Origin of the sequence: Bradyrhizobium sp. CCBAU 51745 (genome assembly GCF_028128715.1) — a bacterium.
GTDB classification, from domain to species: domain Bacteria; phylum Pseudomonadota; class Alphaproteobacteria; order Rhizobiales; family Xanthobacteraceae; genus Bradyrhizobium; species Bradyrhizobium manausense.
The window spans coordinates 335,402-350,985 of record NZ_LBJP01000093.1; the positions used below are offsets into that span (position 1 = coordinate 335,402).

General features: G+C 60.5%; 15 protein-coding genes. 10 read left to right on the forward strand and 5 right to left on the reverse strand.

Translation table 11 applies throughout. The annotated features are described in order from the left end of the window. Nucleotides 1–31: 31 nt before the first annotated feature. Both XH98_RS37870 and XH98_RS37875 read right to left on the reverse strand, forming a co-directional pair. Complete coding sequence (locus XH98_RS37870; protein ID WP_271621588.1) at nt 32–751, reverse strand: hypothetical protein; 720 nt, start codon at nt 749–751, stop codon at nt 32–34. A 2-nt stretch (nt 752–753) separates the two neighbouring features. Then, entirely contained in the window at nt 754–1,491 is a 738-nt protein-coding gene (locus XH98_RS37875; RefSeq protein ID WP_271621944.1) for a metallophosphoesterase family protein, read from the reverse strand. A gap of 228 nt (nt 1,492–1,719) precedes the next feature. Here XH98_RS37875 and XH98_RS37880 point away from each other — a divergent pair, with 228 nt between their 5' ends. After that, nucleotides 1,720–2,349: a transglutaminase-like cysteine peptidase gene (locus tag XH98_RS37880; protein WP_271621589.1), complete on the forward strand. Its 630-nt coding sequence runs from the start codon at nt 1,720–1,722 to the stop codon at nt 2,347–2,349. Between the two features lie 10 nt (nt 2,350–2,359). Here XH98_RS37880 and XH98_RS37885 read toward each other — a convergent pair whose 3' ends face one another. From XH98_RS37885 to XH98_RS37895, 3 genes are all read right to left on the reverse strand, one after another. Continuing rightward, the gene (locus XH98_RS37885; protein ID WP_271621590.1) at nt 2,360–3,535 is read right to left on the reverse strand and encodes a hypothetical protein; all 1,176 of its coding nucleotides are present in this window, start codon (nt 3,533–3,535) and stop codon (nt 2,360–2,362) included. Nucleotides 3,536–3,812: 277 nt separating this feature from the next. Further along, nucleotides 3,813–4,088 carry a hypothetical protein gene (locus XH98_RS37890; RefSeq protein WP_271621591.1) on the reverse strand — a complete coding sequence of 92 codons (276 nt, stop codon included), beginning with the start codon at nt 4,086–4,088 and terminating at the stop codon, nt 3,813–3,815. A gap of 75 nt (nt 4,089–4,163) precedes the next feature. After that, a complete protein-coding gene (locus XH98_RS37895; RefSeq protein ID WP_271621592.1) occupies nt 4,164–4,349 on the reverse strand; it encodes a hypothetical protein in 186 nt (61 codons plus the stop codon). Nucleotides 4,350–4,977: 628 nt separating this feature from the next. Here XH98_RS37895 and XH98_RS37900 point away from each other — a divergent pair. The 9 genes from XH98_RS37900 (at nt 4,978) to XH98_RS37940 (ending at nt 15,526) form a co-directional block, all read left to right on the forward strand. Continuing rightward, nucleotides 4,978–6,180 carry a polysaccharide biosynthesis/export family protein gene (locus XH98_RS37900; protein ID WP_271621593.1) on the forward strand — a complete coding sequence of 401 codons (1,203 nt, stop codon included), beginning with the start codon at nt 4,978–4,980 and terminating at the stop codon, nt 6,178–6,180. A gap of 200 nt (nt 6,181–6,380) precedes the next feature. Then, entirely contained in the window at nt 6,381–6,962 is a 582-nt protein-coding gene (locus tag XH98_RS37905; protein WP_271621594.1) for a hypothetical protein, read from the forward strand. A gap of 60 nt (nt 6,963–7,022) precedes the next feature. Further along, nucleotides 7,023–8,549, forward strand: a complete 1,527-nt coding sequence (locus XH98_RS37910; protein ID WP_271621595.1) for an O-antigen ligase family protein — start codon at nt 7,023–7,025, stop codon at nt 8,547–8,549. An 86-nt stretch (nt 8,550–8,635) separates the two neighbouring features. Continuing rightward, nucleotides 8,636–9,229, forward strand: a complete 594-nt coding sequence (locus XH98_RS37915) for a hypothetical protein (RefSeq protein ID WP_271621596.1) — start codon at nt 8,636–8,638, stop codon at nt 9,227–9,229. A 284-nt stretch (nt 9,230–9,513) separates the two neighbouring features. Further along, on the forward strand, nt 9,514–11,754 hold the full coding sequence (locus XH98_RS37920; RefSeq protein ID WP_271621597.1) for a polysaccharide biosynthesis tyrosine autokinase: 2,241 nt from the start codon (nt 9,514–9,516) through the stop codon (nt 11,752–11,754). A 37-nt stretch (nt 11,755–11,791) separates the two neighbouring features. Beyond that, a complete protein-coding gene (locus tag XH98_RS37925; protein ID WP_271621598.1) occupies nt 11,792–12,511 on the forward strand; it encodes a hypothetical protein in 720 nt (239 codons plus the stop codon). Continuing rightward, a complete protein-coding gene (locus tag XH98_RS37930) occupies nt 12,502–12,909 on the forward strand; it encodes a hypothetical protein (RefSeq protein ID WP_271621599.1) in 408 nt (135 codons plus the stop codon). Before XH98_RS37925 ends, XH98_RS37930 begins: the two co-directional genes overlap by 10 nt. Before the next feature lie 323 nt (nt 12,910–13,232). Next, on the forward strand, nt 13,233–14,282 hold the full coding sequence (locus XH98_RS37935; RefSeq protein ID WP_271621600.1) for an ABC transporter substrate-binding protein: 1,050 nt from the start codon (nt 13,233–13,235) through the stop codon (nt 14,280–14,282). 923 nt (nt 14,283–15,205) lie between these two features. Further along, a complete protein-coding gene (locus tag XH98_RS37940; protein WP_220001558.1) occupies nt 15,206–15,526 on the forward strand; it encodes a hypothetical protein in 321 nt (106 codons plus the stop codon). Nucleotides 15,527–15,584: the final 58 nt, after the last annotated feature.

The window sequence follows — 15,584 nt, forward strand, 5'->3', positions numbered from 1 at the left end:
CGGCCCGCAAGCGGACTATTCGCGTCCGGTGTCAGTACCGAAGCAGGATATCCTTGAATTTAGGATCGATCATTTGTGCTGATTCCATCAGGAGTGATTTGCCCTGAGAGGTTGCCTGTACATAAGCCGCAATCAGAAGAGGGGCGTAGCGCGCGCGGTTGGCGAGCGCCGAGCGGATGTCGGATTGCGCGAGCAGCCTGATCTCATCGTCGGTCGCAGCCACGCTCGATGTCACCGTCTGGACGCGGGAAAAGGCAACATCAACCGGGACTGCCCCGGTCAGATAGGACATTTTCAATGCGGGCGTCGTCGGCTCCCCCGCTTGCGCCTTGAGCGTACTGAGCGTGAGCCACAATGCGGGACGGATCGGTGAGACCTTGAGCGCGGACATGACGGCATTCTGGGCCGCCTTGTTCTCTTCGGTTCTCTTGGTCGCATCGGATGCCGGACGATGCAGAACGTTCGCAGCCTGCGCGGAGGCATCATTGGCAAGCAAGTCCCCGTCGAAGGAGAAGCGGGCTGCGAGCCGGGCGGTGCTCAGATTGGCGTTGTCGGGCGGAAGCACGCCCGAGAATAAATCCTCCGCTCGAAAGCCCGGCCGCACGAGATCGCCGAAGAAGGTGAAGCCTGCATAAAGCGCAAGGACAAGCGAGACACAAATTCCGATGATACGAAGCGGGACAATGCGGTTCACAATCGAATCCGAAAACCAGGTGATGCCGAAAGGCTGAACCAGCCGCGCGGCAACCATTATTAAATTGCGAGCAGACTATCGCCCTGGATGGTCAGCAGCGTCAAGTTGCCGGTCGCGTAGGCGCCGGTGTCGATATTGATGCGGTTGGGGCGGATGTCGGGAGTGCTGACCGGTGTATGACCGTGCACGACATATTTGCCGAAGCGCCGCTCGGATTCGAGAAATTCCTCGCGGATCCAAAGCAGATCCTCCTCCTTTTGGCGGTCGAGGGCGATGCCCGGCTTGACGCCGGCGTGGACGAAGAAAAAGTCGCCGCACGTGAAGGACGAGGGCAATTGCTGAAGGAAGGCGAGGTGCTCCGGTGGGATCGCCAGGTTCAACGCCTCGATCAGTTCGGCCTGTTGTTCGGCCGTGGGGTTCATCGTCGGCGTGATGCCGTAGGACACCAGCGTCAGAAGTCCGCCGTAATGCCGCCACTCCTGCAGACGTGATGGATCCTTCAGGACCTCGAGCAGGAAGACCTCGTGGTTGCCCTTCAGGCACACCGTCTCGTGCGATTTCGAGCGTTCGATCAACAGATCAAGGACGGCGCGAGAGTCCGGACCGCGATCGACATAGTCGCCAAGAAAGACCTGAATTGCGCGGCGAGGCGCGGACCGGGCAAGGTCGGCGTCGATGACGGTTAACAGCGACTGAAGCAGATCCGCGCGGCCATGCACGTCTCCGATCGCATAGATTCTCACGCCGTCGGGGAGCCGCGGCTTGATCTTCTTGCGTAAGCGTGTGGATAGGCCCATCAGGTCGGTCAAATCGCCTTTTGCGTCGCGAGCGGACGCCGAAACGCTCTTAGCAGAACAAGTCTGGGATCGGTATTCTTAATTGTTTCTGACGAGCAAGGGCGCATTTTGATTAAAGCGTCGCGCAGCCCTTGAGCCATATTTCAAGAGGTGTCGCGTAGCGTCTCCCCACCAAGAACGGGGGGCGCAGATTGCTTAGCGTCTCCCACCTAGAACAGGGGGCGCAGAATGCGCAAAGTTGTAAAGTTCCTATTGGCCGTCTCCGCCGTTGTCGTTGCTGCGGGGGTGCAGCGGAGCGCGGAAGCCGCCTTTGTCGGAGCGCCCATGGGGTTGCGCGGGGCCATCCAGTACATCAAGTTCGACCAGCCGACGCTGGCGCCGATGGCCTTCACGATCTTTTGCCTCAAGTACAAGGACGAGTGTAAGCCCACAACGCAGCGCATCGTGTTCCGGGGCGGCCGTCTCAAGCTGACGCCCGAGCGTCTGGCGCTGCTTCAAGAGGTCAATCGGGACGTCAATGCCTCGATCCGTCCTGAACCGAACCTGGAAGGGCTGCGCGGGGAAAAGTGGCTGCTGCATCCTGCGAGCGGCGACTGCAACGACTACGCTGTGACAAAACGTCACGACCTGATCGCAAAGGGATTCCCGGCGCGCTCGGTGTTGCTGAGCGAGGTCGTGGTGCCCTGGGGTGAGCACCATCTGGTGGTCGTGGTGCGCACCACGGCCGGCGATCTCGTGCTGGATAACCTCACCACGCATATCCTGCCGTGGTCGAAGAAGTCCTATCGCTGGGTCCGGATCCAGACGCCGAAGAACCCATACTATTGGGCCTCACTGAGCGGCGATCGCGACGCCTGACGATCTGGTCTTATCGTGAGCTGACGCTCTGCGATAACCCCAGTCCCACGATCACTGAAAGGCATAGGATTGCTGCCGGGCGCAGCAATCCCGGACCTGCGAAGCTCTGAACCAGCGCAAACAACAAGCAGGCTGCGGCCGCCGTTGGAAAGAACGAGTCGCGTCCGCGCTGCAAGGCGCCGAAGAACAAGCGGATCAAGGCCAGCACGCACGCCACGCCTGCGACCGCAAGACCAACCCATCCCATGTCGGCGAAGATGGCTGTTGCTGTCGAGGGGGCCAACAAAGCCTCACTTGCGTCGCTCTGGTAGATCCGCCCTAGGGCCGAAAAAGTCCCGGCCCCCGCACCGAACCATCGCGTGTCGGCCAACATTCGCTCCAGCGCGGCCTTGGTTTCGGTCCCGACGTCAGGGACGAGGCGCAGGAGGAGGGCAAGCCCGGAGCCTTGTTCGAACAGGAATGTCAAGACAATCGCCGTGCCAATCAGCCCGGCTGCAGCCAGGGCGCCGGCGGCCAATGGCGACAGGTCAAGTCTGCGGATCACCAGGACCATCAGGATCAACACGATGCCGAAGCCGGCTGCGACCGCACTGTTGGCGCTGGAGAAACCGAAGGTCGCAAGCGCGCTGACCAATGCACCGAGCAGGCCGTAAAGACCGATCGTGATGGAGCGCAGCAGCGAGTGACGCGTCTCGGCGCGCTCGGCGGCAAGCTGCATGACGGCCATATTGAGCATGATGCCAAGGCCCGCCATGGTGGTGGCCAGATCGGCAGGCGTCGCCGCCATCAATCCGGGCAAGATCCGATGAAGGTCCATCGCCAGGGCCGCGATGGCGGTCGTTCCGCTCAGCACCAAGAGCACCAGTTCAGCGCGGCTGCGGTCGCGGACCACCACGATCGTGACGCCGAGCAGCGAGACCGCCGCTACGGCTTGCAGCAGGGCATTCAGCGTCAAGCCGATGTCGGCCGTGATCGGCCCGAGCGGCACGCCGCCGAGGGCATCATGGGTGCTGGCCCAGATCGGATGCGCCAAACCCAACCAAACCGGCGCGAGTTGGAGCGCAATGCCGAGCGGAATGGCAACGAGAATCCACCGGCCGAAGTGCGTGGCGCGCAGATAGTGCTCGTAATCGGCCTTCTGTGCGCTTGCGGCTGTCGCCAACAAGCCTAGCGCCGCAGCCATCATCCCGAGCTGCGCACCAAATCTGGCACCGGCAATTTCGAGAACGGAAGCGGAAACAATTGCAATGATGAGAGCAAAATAAGCGAGGGACAAACGGCGCGCTCGACGAGGAATCCTGGACCTGTCCGGTCACCATACAAGCCGTCGATCCGTTTTGAAACAGCACGCCTGCCCCTTGCGAACAGCTTCGCCGCAAACCCTTCGCGGGTTCGCAGAAGGTTTATCGCCGGTCGCGAAGACCCCCGAAAGGCGATCTGTCGAGGAGCTCAGCTAAACGGAATCAGCGCGCTGCTTTGGCGGGGCGGGCGAACACGCGGGCGGCCCTGCTGGCCGCGAGAGCGAAGCGAGCGCCGGAGCCGAAGAGATAGCCGGCCTGCAGGCTAATGGCTGCGAACATCGCAGCCTTGAGACCTTCGAGGAAGCCGAGGCTGGTCATCAGGCCGACCGGGAGCACGGTCAGCACCAGGAAGAAGGTCACCGGCAGCAGCATCAGGACGCGAAAGCGCTGGCCCAGGACGGCGCCTGCGAGAAAGCTGAAAATCAAAAGCTCGGTCATCCGAAGCACTCCCCTGCTTCGGACCTTAGGTTCCCCACCCTGAAAGGACCCTTAAGTGATATGGCCAAATTTGGCCTATTGGCCGCAATTGGCCACCAGCGAATTATAGGCCTCGCGCAAGCCGGTCAGGGAGACCACGCCTTTGATCTCGCTGTCGCTTTCCTTGATCGTCACCGCCAACGAGGGCGTCGTCTGCCATTTCCCTGATGCAAACGCCGAGACCTCGTCCGGCAACAGGACGGCGGCCCCGGCGGCGGCCATGCTGGCCTCGACCGTCAGCGTCCCGCCATTGCTCGCGGTGATCGTGACCTGGGGCGGTGATCGTGACCTGGGGGTGACTCCGCGGCGGGAAGGGCCGAATCAGGGCCACCAGCACATCGACCTTCCCCTTGGGGGCACAGCGGACGATCAGGCCGGCAAAATCCGGGTCGGATTGGGTGGTGTCGGCCGTCTTGGTGATGGCGGCAAAGGTCTCCCCGTCGGGGCCCCGCGTGCGAGCGAACGTCCAGACTGAAGAGGCGGCGACCGCAATCCTGCCCGTAACAACGGGGCTCAACCGGGCCCTGCTGGGGACCACCGGCCAACAGCAATCCGGTCAGGGCGAAGGCGAAAAGGGGCACGTCGAAGATCCTCGGGGGCTCGGGGGACATCTAGCAGAGCGGGCGCGGATGCGGGAGCGCCATCGTTTTCGGCCGAAATGCCCAGGACCAGGCACGGAAATTACAACAAATGGTCATAGAGGCTTAAGCCCTGGTTCCGAGAAGTTGCGGGGGGGCAACACTCGCCAACATACGGCGCCGTTAACCGTGCTTGAGGGGCCGTACAGCTTGCCGCATCGCCCCCTTGGCCGTACCAATTCCTCTGATTGGGGAACTATTGGGCGCGATTCATGCAATCCATTGCCAAGACTCGTCTCTTGAAGCCGGCATTTTTGCTGGCTGCGCTGGCCTTGGGCGCCTGTTCGACCAACCCGGGCTCTGGTCCGCTGATCGACGATGTTAACAATCACGTCCAGACGGAGAACGCTCCGGCCTATGAGCTGGTGCCAATCAACCCGGCCACGGTTAACATCCTTCACACGCACGAGCCGAAGGGCCTCGCCGGGGCGTTCACCGATAAGCGGCCTCCGGCCAGCATCGTGTTTGGTATCGGCGACGTGGTCAGCGTCACTATTTTCGAAGCCGCGGCAGGCGGTCTGTTCATTCCGGCCGAGGCCGGCGTCCGTCCGGGCAACTTCGTGACGATCCCGGATCAGTCGGTTGACAATGACGGCTTCATCACGGTGCCTTATGCCGGCCAGGTCAAGGCGGCGGGATTGACCGCGGTTCAAATCCAGCGCGCGATCGTCGAGAAAATCTCCAATCGCGCCATCGAGCCGCAGGTTGTTGTTGCGATGGCGAGCCAGCGGACGCAGCTCATCAGCGTGCTGGGCGAGGTCAATTCGCCAGCGCGTTATCCGGCGAGCGCGGCGGGCGCGAAGGATAAGGTGCTCGACGCCATTACACGCGCCGGCGGCATCAAGGGCCAGGGCTTCGAGACCTGGGTCATGCTGGAGCGTGGCGGCCGTCGCGCGACCGTGCCGTTCGAGAACCTCGTGATGACGCCTGAGAACAACATCTATGTTCGCCCGGATGACAGTATCTATGTCTACCGCGAACAGCAGAAGTTCCTGGCATTCGGTGCGAGCGGTCAGAGCGGCGAATTCAACTTCGACGCCTGGCGCATCAACCTTGGCGAGGCGGTCGGCAAGGCCGGCGGTCTCCTCGATGGTCAGGCTGAACCGGCTGGCGTGTTCCTCTATCGCCGCGAGCCGCGCGAGGTCGCTGCCCAGCTCGGCATCGACGTCAGCAAGTACACCACCGAGACCATTCCGGTCATCTTCAGCATAAACCTGCGCGATCCCGGCGGCTTCTTCCTCGCCACCAAGGTCATGATGAAGAACGGCGACATCATCTACGTCTCGAACTCGCGCAACGTCGAAGTTGCTAAGTTCCTGACCTACCTGCGGGTGATCATGGCGACCGGCGCTGATGCGATTAACCTCGGCAACGACGCGCTGATCTTCCGCAACAACATCAAGCTGGCGCCGTAAGACGCCTTCTTGATCCACCACGATCGATGGCACCGGGGCTTTGTCCCGGTGCCATTTTCGTTTAGGGATGCGGGGTTCGTTCGAAGATTTAGGGCCTCGCGTTCACTTATGGCGTGACCGGATCGAGGAGATCCGGATCAAGGCGCCACCGAGTACGGCGCACGCGTCATCGGTCACCCCGCAGGGTCGCAAGAGGCATCATGCGCTTTCGAGCAGTCTCGCGTTGTCTGGCACTCGTCCCATTTGCCGTGGGGCTTGCCCCATTGGGGAACGCTTCTGACGCGCCAGGTGAGCTCGGCATCCGCCACCGGATCGACGTGGTGGTCTCCGCGGACGCAGACGCGCCGATCTTCCAGCACTTCAGAGGCGCCAAGGGGCAGCTCACCTTCACCGTCCGCCTCTCGGCGAATTCCAAGGAAAGCAGGTTTTTCGGGATGCTGCACCCGTCTTTCCCGGACATCATCGTTCCCGACAGTTCGGGAAAGCCACTGGTCCAGCAGACCAAGCTGTGGGAGGAGGAGGTCTGTCACCAGCGGCGCGGCCTGCCCAAGGTCACGGTCACCCAGCTCAGCGGCCATTTCGGCGAGGGGGAGGGGCGGATCGAGATTTCCGCCACCGTCAGGCACATCGGGCTTCTGGTCCCACCCGATGAATTAACCCCTGGAATAAAACTCGATCAGGGGAGTGATCGTCTTGGGCTATTCTACGGTTTCCGGGCGGGGAGCCGGAATAGCCGTCTCAATGTGGATCTGAAGATTTATCCGTTGGATTGTTTCCTCTAAGAGCTCGGGCTTGAGCTCAAGCAAATAGCACCAAAGCAAAAAGCAGCCCAAGAAAGACCGATGCGCCTCCGGCTTCCCCATATCCACTGGTCGTGGAGCTTGCCTGCGGCGTTCATCCTGTACTTCGTCGCAGCTTTCGCGCCCTTTCCGTTTGGCTCAACCAATGATCTGTCGATTGCGTTCTGGTGCCTATGCCTCGGCATTGCATTGATCTTCGCGCCAACGCGCGATCTGCGAAAACCGCATCTGTGGATGATTGCCGGCATCGGCGTCATCGTTGTTGCTTACGCGTTTGTCCTGCACGAACAACTGTCCGATCACCCTTGGGTTGCACCGTTCCAGCCGATCTGGAAACAAGCGTCGGATCTCTTGGGCGTGCCGATCGCCCCGTCAGCCTCCATCGTCAAGAACGAGGCGTTCTTCGCGCTGGGCGCACCGCTTGCCAACATCTTGGCGATCCTCCTTGGTATCATCGTCGGCAGCGACCGCGAGCGCGCACGAAGACTGCTTTGGGTGATCGCGATCTCGGGAGCGCTCTACGCGCTCTATGGCGTGCTGTCGTTCCTGATCGAGCCCACCTTGATCCTGTGGCGGGACAAGACCGCCTATCTCGGCAGCGTGACCGGCACCTTCATCAACCGCAACACGGCGGCGGCGTATTTCGGCTCGTGCGCGGTGATCTGGATGCTGTTGATCCTCGAAGATGTCCGCCGCCGGCTTCCGGAGCGGCACATCCACTGGCGGCGGCTCACGCGCGACCTGACCGAGATCCCCCCACGCGAGATCCTGCCACAACTCGTGGCTCTGCTTGTCTGCCTCATGGCGATGTTCATGACGACCTCGCGTGCTGGCGTCGGCCTTTCGCTGCTCGCTATGATCGTTTCAACAACGGTTTTCCTCAGGAAGGATCTGACGCCACGCACCGGCATCTGGATCGCCCTCGGATCGGGTGTCGTCATTGCTCTTGGCCTCCTACAACTGCTCGGTGGACAGGTTTCCAGCCGCTTCGATAGTCAGGGCCTCGTCGATGAGGGCCGCGTGGAGGCGTGGAAATCGACGCTACGGATCATCGCCGATAACCAATGGTTCGGCACCGGCATGGGCACCTTCCAATGGGCGTTCCCGCCCTACCGCAGCCCACACATCTCGATTCGCGGCGTCTGGGATGCCGCTCATTCGACACCCCTGGAGCTTGCCTCCGAGGTCGGCATCCCGATGGCGCTTCTGGTCGCATTGGCCTGGGGGATTATGTTGAACGTTCTGGCGAAGGGCGTGTTTGTGCGGCGACGCGACGCCATCATCCCGCTCGCGGCGGCGGCGACCGCCACGCTGTCGCTGCTGCATTCGTGCCTCGATTTCACGCTTCAGGTCCCTGGCTATAGTATTCCATTCTTTGCGCTTTTTGGCGCTGGGCTGGCCCAATCTTTTCGCACGGCCGAGGCATCCCAGCGCCCTGACGATGCCTCGGCCAGACGGACTGACGATGGGCGCAGGACGGGCACGCAGCGGGCCTTACGCCGCACCCCCAGCTTCATAAAAGTGTCTAGATTTGAAGCAGTTGCGCCGTTTACGAAGTCTTTAGAATAAGTGGACAGCTCCTTCTACTTACAGTACGTTCCGTGCTGCACAGCCATTTGCCCGGGCAGGGGCAACTGGTATTTTGGGGGTTGATCATGAGCATTTTGAAGGTTGCGCTTCGTCTGGCTGCAGCCGCGGCGCTCGCCGCGACCATTTCCACGGCCGCGAGCGCTGCGGTCTATCCGCCGCAGCGTCAGCTGGCGGCGCAACTCATTTCCGATTTCAAGAGCTCGCCGAACAGCCTGTTGCAGCAGTATCCGACCGGCGGCGCGCAGATGATCTCGCGCGTGCGCGACCTCGGCGCGTCCGATCCCACGACGCTGCCGGGCCTGATTGCGCTGTTGAAGGATCCGGCGGCCAACAATGATCAGATTCGCGCGATCGTGGCCGGCCTTGCCCAGGTTGCCCGCATGGCCGCACAGAGCGACGCGGCGTTTGCCAACGAAATCCAGACCGCGATCGCCGGCACCGGCAATGCAGATGTTATCGCTGCTTATCAAGCCGCGATCGGCGATGTTGCGATTGCTGCCACTGGTGGCACGGGCGGTGGCGGTTCGACGGGCGGCGGTGGCGCGACGGGCGGCGCCAACAGCGGTTCAACGACGTTCGGCAACAACGGGACCCAGAACACGGCTCCGACCTCCACCGGTTCGGTTGCGAGTGCGACGAGCAGCGTCAGCCCGCGCTGAAACATCCGGACGTTGATCTGTGTTGCCGCAGGGTTGCCGAGCGGCAAAGGGATTTGCGAGGCGGCGCCTTCATGGCGCCGTTTCGCATTTTGATTGTTAAGCTTCTTGCGAGTTCTATGGCGCCGGGCGCGTTTGTACTGGGTCAATTTAGTTTCATGTTCGACGTCGACCATGTTATTCCTTGCTACCCGCGTAAGATCTTTGTTGGGCGTGCCGGCCCCGCGCGCGAGGGGCGATCTCAAGACCAATAATGGATTGACGGCCGAACGATTTCGGGAATTGCGATGCTGCAGGTGAATAAGCGGAAATCGGAGGTCAACCGCGAGTTGAGCGAGTTCGAAAGCTCCGCCTCCCAGCCTCTCACCTCCTATCTCGACATCGTGCGCCGCCAGTTCCCGGCGATGATCGCCATCATTTCGGCCTGCCTCATCCTCGCGTTGCTCTATCTCTTTACCGCCGCGCCGCAATTCACCTCGACCGCCTCGATGGTGATCGACACCCGCAAGGTGCAGCTGTTCCAGCAGCAATCGGTGCTTGGCGATATCGCGATCGACTCTGCAACCGTCGAAACCCAGGTCGAAATCCTGAAGTCCGAAAATATCAGTCTCGCCGTAATCCGTGATTTGCATCTGATCGACGACCCTGAATTCACGGGCAGCGGTGGTGGCCTGCTTGGTGCGATGATCGGCTCGATCGCCGGGATGTTTTCGACTGGCCATCCCTCCTCCGAATTCGAGCTGACACGGAAAGCGCTGCAGCACTTCGAGCGCAGCCGGACGGTCAAGCGGTTGGGTCTCACCTATGTCATGGAGATCGGCTTCACCTCGCGGGATCCGGCCAAAGCTGCACGGATCGCGAATGCGATCGCGGATTCCTACATCGTCGATCAGCTTGAGGCGAAATATCAGGCGACGCGCCGGGCCAGCGTCTGGCTGCAGGACCGTATCAAGGAGCTGCGTACCCAGGCCTCGACGGCGCAAAAGGCTGTAGTGGATTTCAAGCAAGTCAACAACATCGTCGACACCGGCGGCCGGCTGATGAATGAACAGCAACTCGCGGAGGTCAACAGCCAGCTCATACTTGCGCGTGCCGCCACTGCCGAAGCCAAGGCGAGGCTCGATCGCATGAATGACATCGTCAAGCAGGAAATCCCTGACGCCTCTGTTGCGGACGCACTCAAGAACGACACCATCGTCAAACTGCGTGGGCAATATGTCGATATGGCCGCAAAGGAGGCGATCTGGGCGGCGAAATATGGCTCCGATCACCTCGCCGCGGTTAACCTGCGCCGCCAGATGACTGAGATCAAGAAGAACATTACCGACGAGTTGAGGCGGATCCAAGAATCCTACAAGAGCGATTACGACATTGCCGTCACACGTGAAGAGAGCATCAAAACCAGTCTCGCCAGCGTCGTTTCGGAATCGCAGCTCACCAATCAGGCGCAGATCCAGCTGCGCGAGCTTGAGAGCACCGCGCAATCTTATCAGGCGATGTATGACAATTTCCTGCAACGGTACATGGAAAGCGTGCAGCAGCAGTCGTTCCCGATTACCGAGGCGAGGGTGATCAGCGCGGCCACAACACCTTTGGTGAAGAGTTCTCCCAAGAGCATGGTCATACTGAGTTTAACTTTGCTCGGCGGATTGATGCTGAGTTTTGGCGTCGCTATGGCACGCGAGCTCACCGACAAGGTATTCCGGACCACGGGGCAAGTGGAAGAAGTGCTCGGGACGAACTGCATCGCGATTCTGCCGACGCTGGACGACGCTGCAGCGCCTTCTCTCGGTAAGAGATCAGACAACCCGCAGCCCAATCTCCTGCGCTACGTCGTCAACACACCGCTGTCCCGCTTTGCGGAGGCCGTCCGTTCGTTGAAAGTGGCGATGGACCTTAATTCCATTGTTCGGGAGAACCAGGTGCTGGCAGTCACCTCGACCCTGCCGAGCGAGGGCAAGAGTACACTCTCAAGCAATCTCGCGCAGCTGATGGCGCATAGTGGCGCCCGCGTCATCTTGGTCGATGCCGATTTGCGCAATCCGTCGCTGTCGCGCGCGCTGGTGCCGCACGCAGAGATCGGGTTGGTCGATGTCATCGCGCAGAAAGTCCAGTTGGAAGACGCGCTCATAGTCGATCCCGAAACCAAGCTCTCGGTGCTGCCCGCTGGCAAGACTGCGAAACTGCTGCACACCAACGAGATCCTCGCCTCGCAGCCGATGCGCGACCTCGTGACGCTGCTCCGTTCGAAATACGATTACGTCGTGCTCGACATGCCGCCGATGGCTCCGGTGGTGGACGTTCGCGTCACCTCCTCGTTCGTCGATTCCTACGTCTTCGTAATCGAGTGGGGTAAGACCAAGATGGACGTCGTCAAACACAATTTGCGCGGTGCGCCGGAGATTCAGGATAAGCTGCTCGGGGTGGTTCTGAACAAGGCAGATACCAAGCTACTGGCGCGCTACGAATCCTACCACGGTCGCTACTATTACCAGAAGTACTACGCCCGCTATGGATATGTGGAATAGCCGCCGGATCGCGCGGCAAGCGTGGAGGCGCGCGCCGATGCTGCTGCTTGGCATGGTTGGCGTGATCTGGTCGTTGGCCGCGCTGCCGTCGTTCTGGCGGGTGATGCCCGCCCGCGAGCTTTCGACGCGAATTCTGCTGGATGATCGCTTTAAACCCGGTGGGCTGAGCAGGGTGCTCGCACCGATGGAGCAGCAGCCCGCTCCGTTTTTTGTGCCGCATGAACTTGCGCGCGCGGAAGCGCTGATACGGCTTCGACTTGCGGAAGAGGCCATCGAGCGGGCAAGTTCGGAGGACGCTGATCGCGAGGTGGTTTTGACTTTGAAGAGTGTCAGGTCGTCTCTTTCACTCGATCCGACTGACTCCTTTCTTTGGCTGATGCTCTATTCGGTCGAGACCACCCGGAACGGCTTCGACCGCAACAACGTGAGCTATCTCGACCGATCCTACGCACTGGCGCCGCGGGAAGCTTGGATTGCGCTCCGCCGCAACAAGTTAGCGCTCGCAATCTTTCCGGAGCTTAGCGACCTGGTACAGGCAAAGGTTACGTCGGAATTCGCCGGCATGGTTGACGGCGATTTCATTGACGATGCGGCCATGAACTTGAAGACGGGGGGCTGGCTCCATCGGGACCGCCTCCTCGCGAGCTTGGAGCAGGTGAATGTCATTCAGCGCAGGGCGCTGGCAAAAAGATTGGTCGGCGATGGCTTGAAGGTCAGGGTTCCCGGCGTTGAGACGGATGAGAGACTGTGGCGGTGATAGTCAAAATTTCTTCCCGATCCATCTGTGCGGTCGCCATCTATTCCGTTTTTCTACCTGTATTGGGCGCCCATGCGCAAGCGACGGGCCAGAGCCGATCTCGCGTTACGATGCAGGGACCGGCAGAACAGTCTTACCAGTCGGTGGTTCGCGACGCATTGGGACGACCTTGCCTCGACGTTGAAGCTGCGGCTCGAGTCCACGTCATCAATCCGGCCTTGGTCGATCACGTCGTCAGCGTAAAGAATAGCTGCCCGCGATCGATAAACGTCAAAGTCTGCTATTTGAACTCGGACAAGTGCAACGCGTTTGATGTGGCCCCGTACAAGCGAGTCGACACCATTCTTGGAACGATCAGCGGAATAAAGAACTTCAAATACGTCGTTTTGCAGAAGTAGTTTCCTGCAAGGGAATTCCCTCTCTTGCTTCGAACACTTCCTAGCGATGATCAATGGATTCCGCCGTCTGACCGCGGCGCTGCTTCGGCGGATCGAAGGCAGTTCGCCTTGTCAGCGGTGATCACGTCGTCGTTGCGTTACAAGCTGACGAGAATGGCTTTTGCGCGGAAGGGCGGGACTACAATGAAACCAGGAATCAGCACCCGAACCAAACGACGGCGCAACGATCAGAGAAACGGGTGATTTTTGTCATTGCTTTGCTCAGCAAGCAAAGTGCGCACTGCAGGAATCGCCGGATGGGTCGGGCACGATCGCGAGGAACTGTGAGCCGCGGACACCAGCGATTCACGCTGCTTATTCTGGCCGTGGCGGCTGTGGTTGGCGTGGTGATCCTGGCGCTCACACGGGAGCCGTTACCGGTGACGAAACGCATGGAAGGGGCCACGCACCTTAATCTGCTGCTGGATGGCCCATTCGGGGCGCGGTTCGCCGGAGAAATGACCGCCCACAAGCGAGAATACTTCCCTCCGAACGTCACGGTGCGGGCCGATCCGAACGATCCCGATTTTGTCGCGGCAGTTGCGCGTCAACACGCGATCGGCGTGACAAGCGGCCATAAGTTCCTCTTGGCCGCTTGGCGCGGCGTTCCGGTTACCGCATTCGCAGCAAGCTTCCTTGATACGTCGATCGCAATCTTTACGCTGGAGAGTTCCGGATTGCGCCGGCCGGCCGATCTGGTCGGCAAGCGCGTCGGCTACCGCCGAGCCACCGAGGGCGAGGTCATCTTTGATGCCATGATGGCGCAGCTCGGCCTGCCGCGGAGCCAGATTGCCAAGGTAGTCGATCGCGACACCTTCGACGCGCTTCGAGCCCACGAGGTGGAAGCCATCATCGCTCCGATCGATGATCAGCCAAGTCCGTCCCTTACGGGCGGCGACGTCCGGCTAAATGTCATCAAGCCGCAGGATTACGGGATTCACGTTCCGGGGCTGGTCTATTTCGTCAGCAATGATCTTATTCATGACCAGCCATCGCTGATCAAGGACGTGCTCGAGGGTATGATCCGAGGCTGGCATTTCGTCTATACGGACTATGCACGGAGCGTGCCTATTCTTGTCGGATTCGACCCGGAAAGGCTGAACCCAGACCGCGTCAGATTTGAGCTGCAGCAACAGCGGGACCTGATTCTGCCGACAGGTGGGCGGATCGCTGACTATGACCAAAGCCGCTGGAGAACTCTTCGTGACATTCTGATCTTTGCCAAGCTCGGTGAGGAGGTGGTGCCCCTTGCCCAACTGGTCAATTATCAGCTGTTGCGGGACGTCTATCGTCGCTCGCTTGCCAAATCGGGGGGCGTGAGGGGCGAGAACTAGGTCGAACATGCCACAGTTCCGGGCCATTTCGCCTCAGGGGGCGATTTCGTCTAGTGCCCCGGTTGCCTAATGACCCGACGGGTTGATAATCTGCTTTGGCTATGTGAGCCGGGTGGATGGGTCACGGAGCTCGGTGGCTGCTGGGTTCGTCCGCTTTGACAATCAAACGGGCTAGCGGCGAATTCGGCTGGGGCAAGGGAGCTTTACGAATGTTGCAGACGTTCGCGCGGGTGGGTCTTCTGAGCTTGGCTGCATCGTTTGGTGTGGCCAGCGGCGCAAGCGCTGCTATGCAGATGCCTGCGAGTATAGCTCTGCTGACGGGTGACGGCCCGGCAACACCGGCGACCTTCTGGGCACAGCCTTACCCCTATCGCTACGTGCCATCGCGCCGCTGTCCGAGGGTCCGCGTCGAGACACCGTATGGTTGGTACTGGGATCACGTTTGTGCGCCTGTAGGCCCTGTCCTCCGCCGCGCATACTGAGCGTCAAGCCGGCCCCCAATTGGGCCGCCTGATTCAAGAGGCGGCATCGTTCCCGTGGGCGCTGCGCTGACGCATTATCTGTGGCGCCACCGTCCCTAAGGGGTGAAGTGACTCTCGGTTGCTTTGCGGCTGCCTGGATCGGGGCCGAACGTTGGTCGGTCTCCGCCAACGGCCTCGCCAGCACCCGCCCATTTTGCTGCGGGAAAGTCTGGACCTCGATTTCAAATCGGAAATCATCTGCGAGCAATTCTGGCCGCCCGCGATATGCGCAGCTATATAATCCAGCCTTGCTTTAATAACATTTATAATTTAATTTGATTATATCGGTATATTATTTGCGTGCGATCGGCAAGGGGACGCAGACCACAAACTGCCCACAATAGGAATCATACTACGCTGGCGACTTGGGATGGGGCAGGCGACAAAGCGAAAGGCCCGGCATTGAGCGATTTGCCAAATGTGACCACCCTGGCATTGCTGAACCTCATCCGGCTGCTCGCTGCAGAACTGGTTGCGGGAGAGCATCGCGACGACTGCGCCAAGTTGATCGAGGCGATGGACAGGCAGCTAACCGCGACACCCTTGCCAAGAGGCATCGACGTCAACGACGCCCGCGCCGGCATTGCCGAGGCGCGAAAGCTCTTGGGACCCTACATCAAGCATGTTCGAGATCAGGCCCAAGCCGCGCGAGCCCGCGATCAGGCGGCGCAGGTCGAAGGCAATCAAGGCACGAGTTTGCCCAGGTCGAAATATCTCCAATAGTTAGCGCCGCTCGAACGAGCAAATACGATCAAGCGGCGAGAGGCTTGCGCTGCGGTTC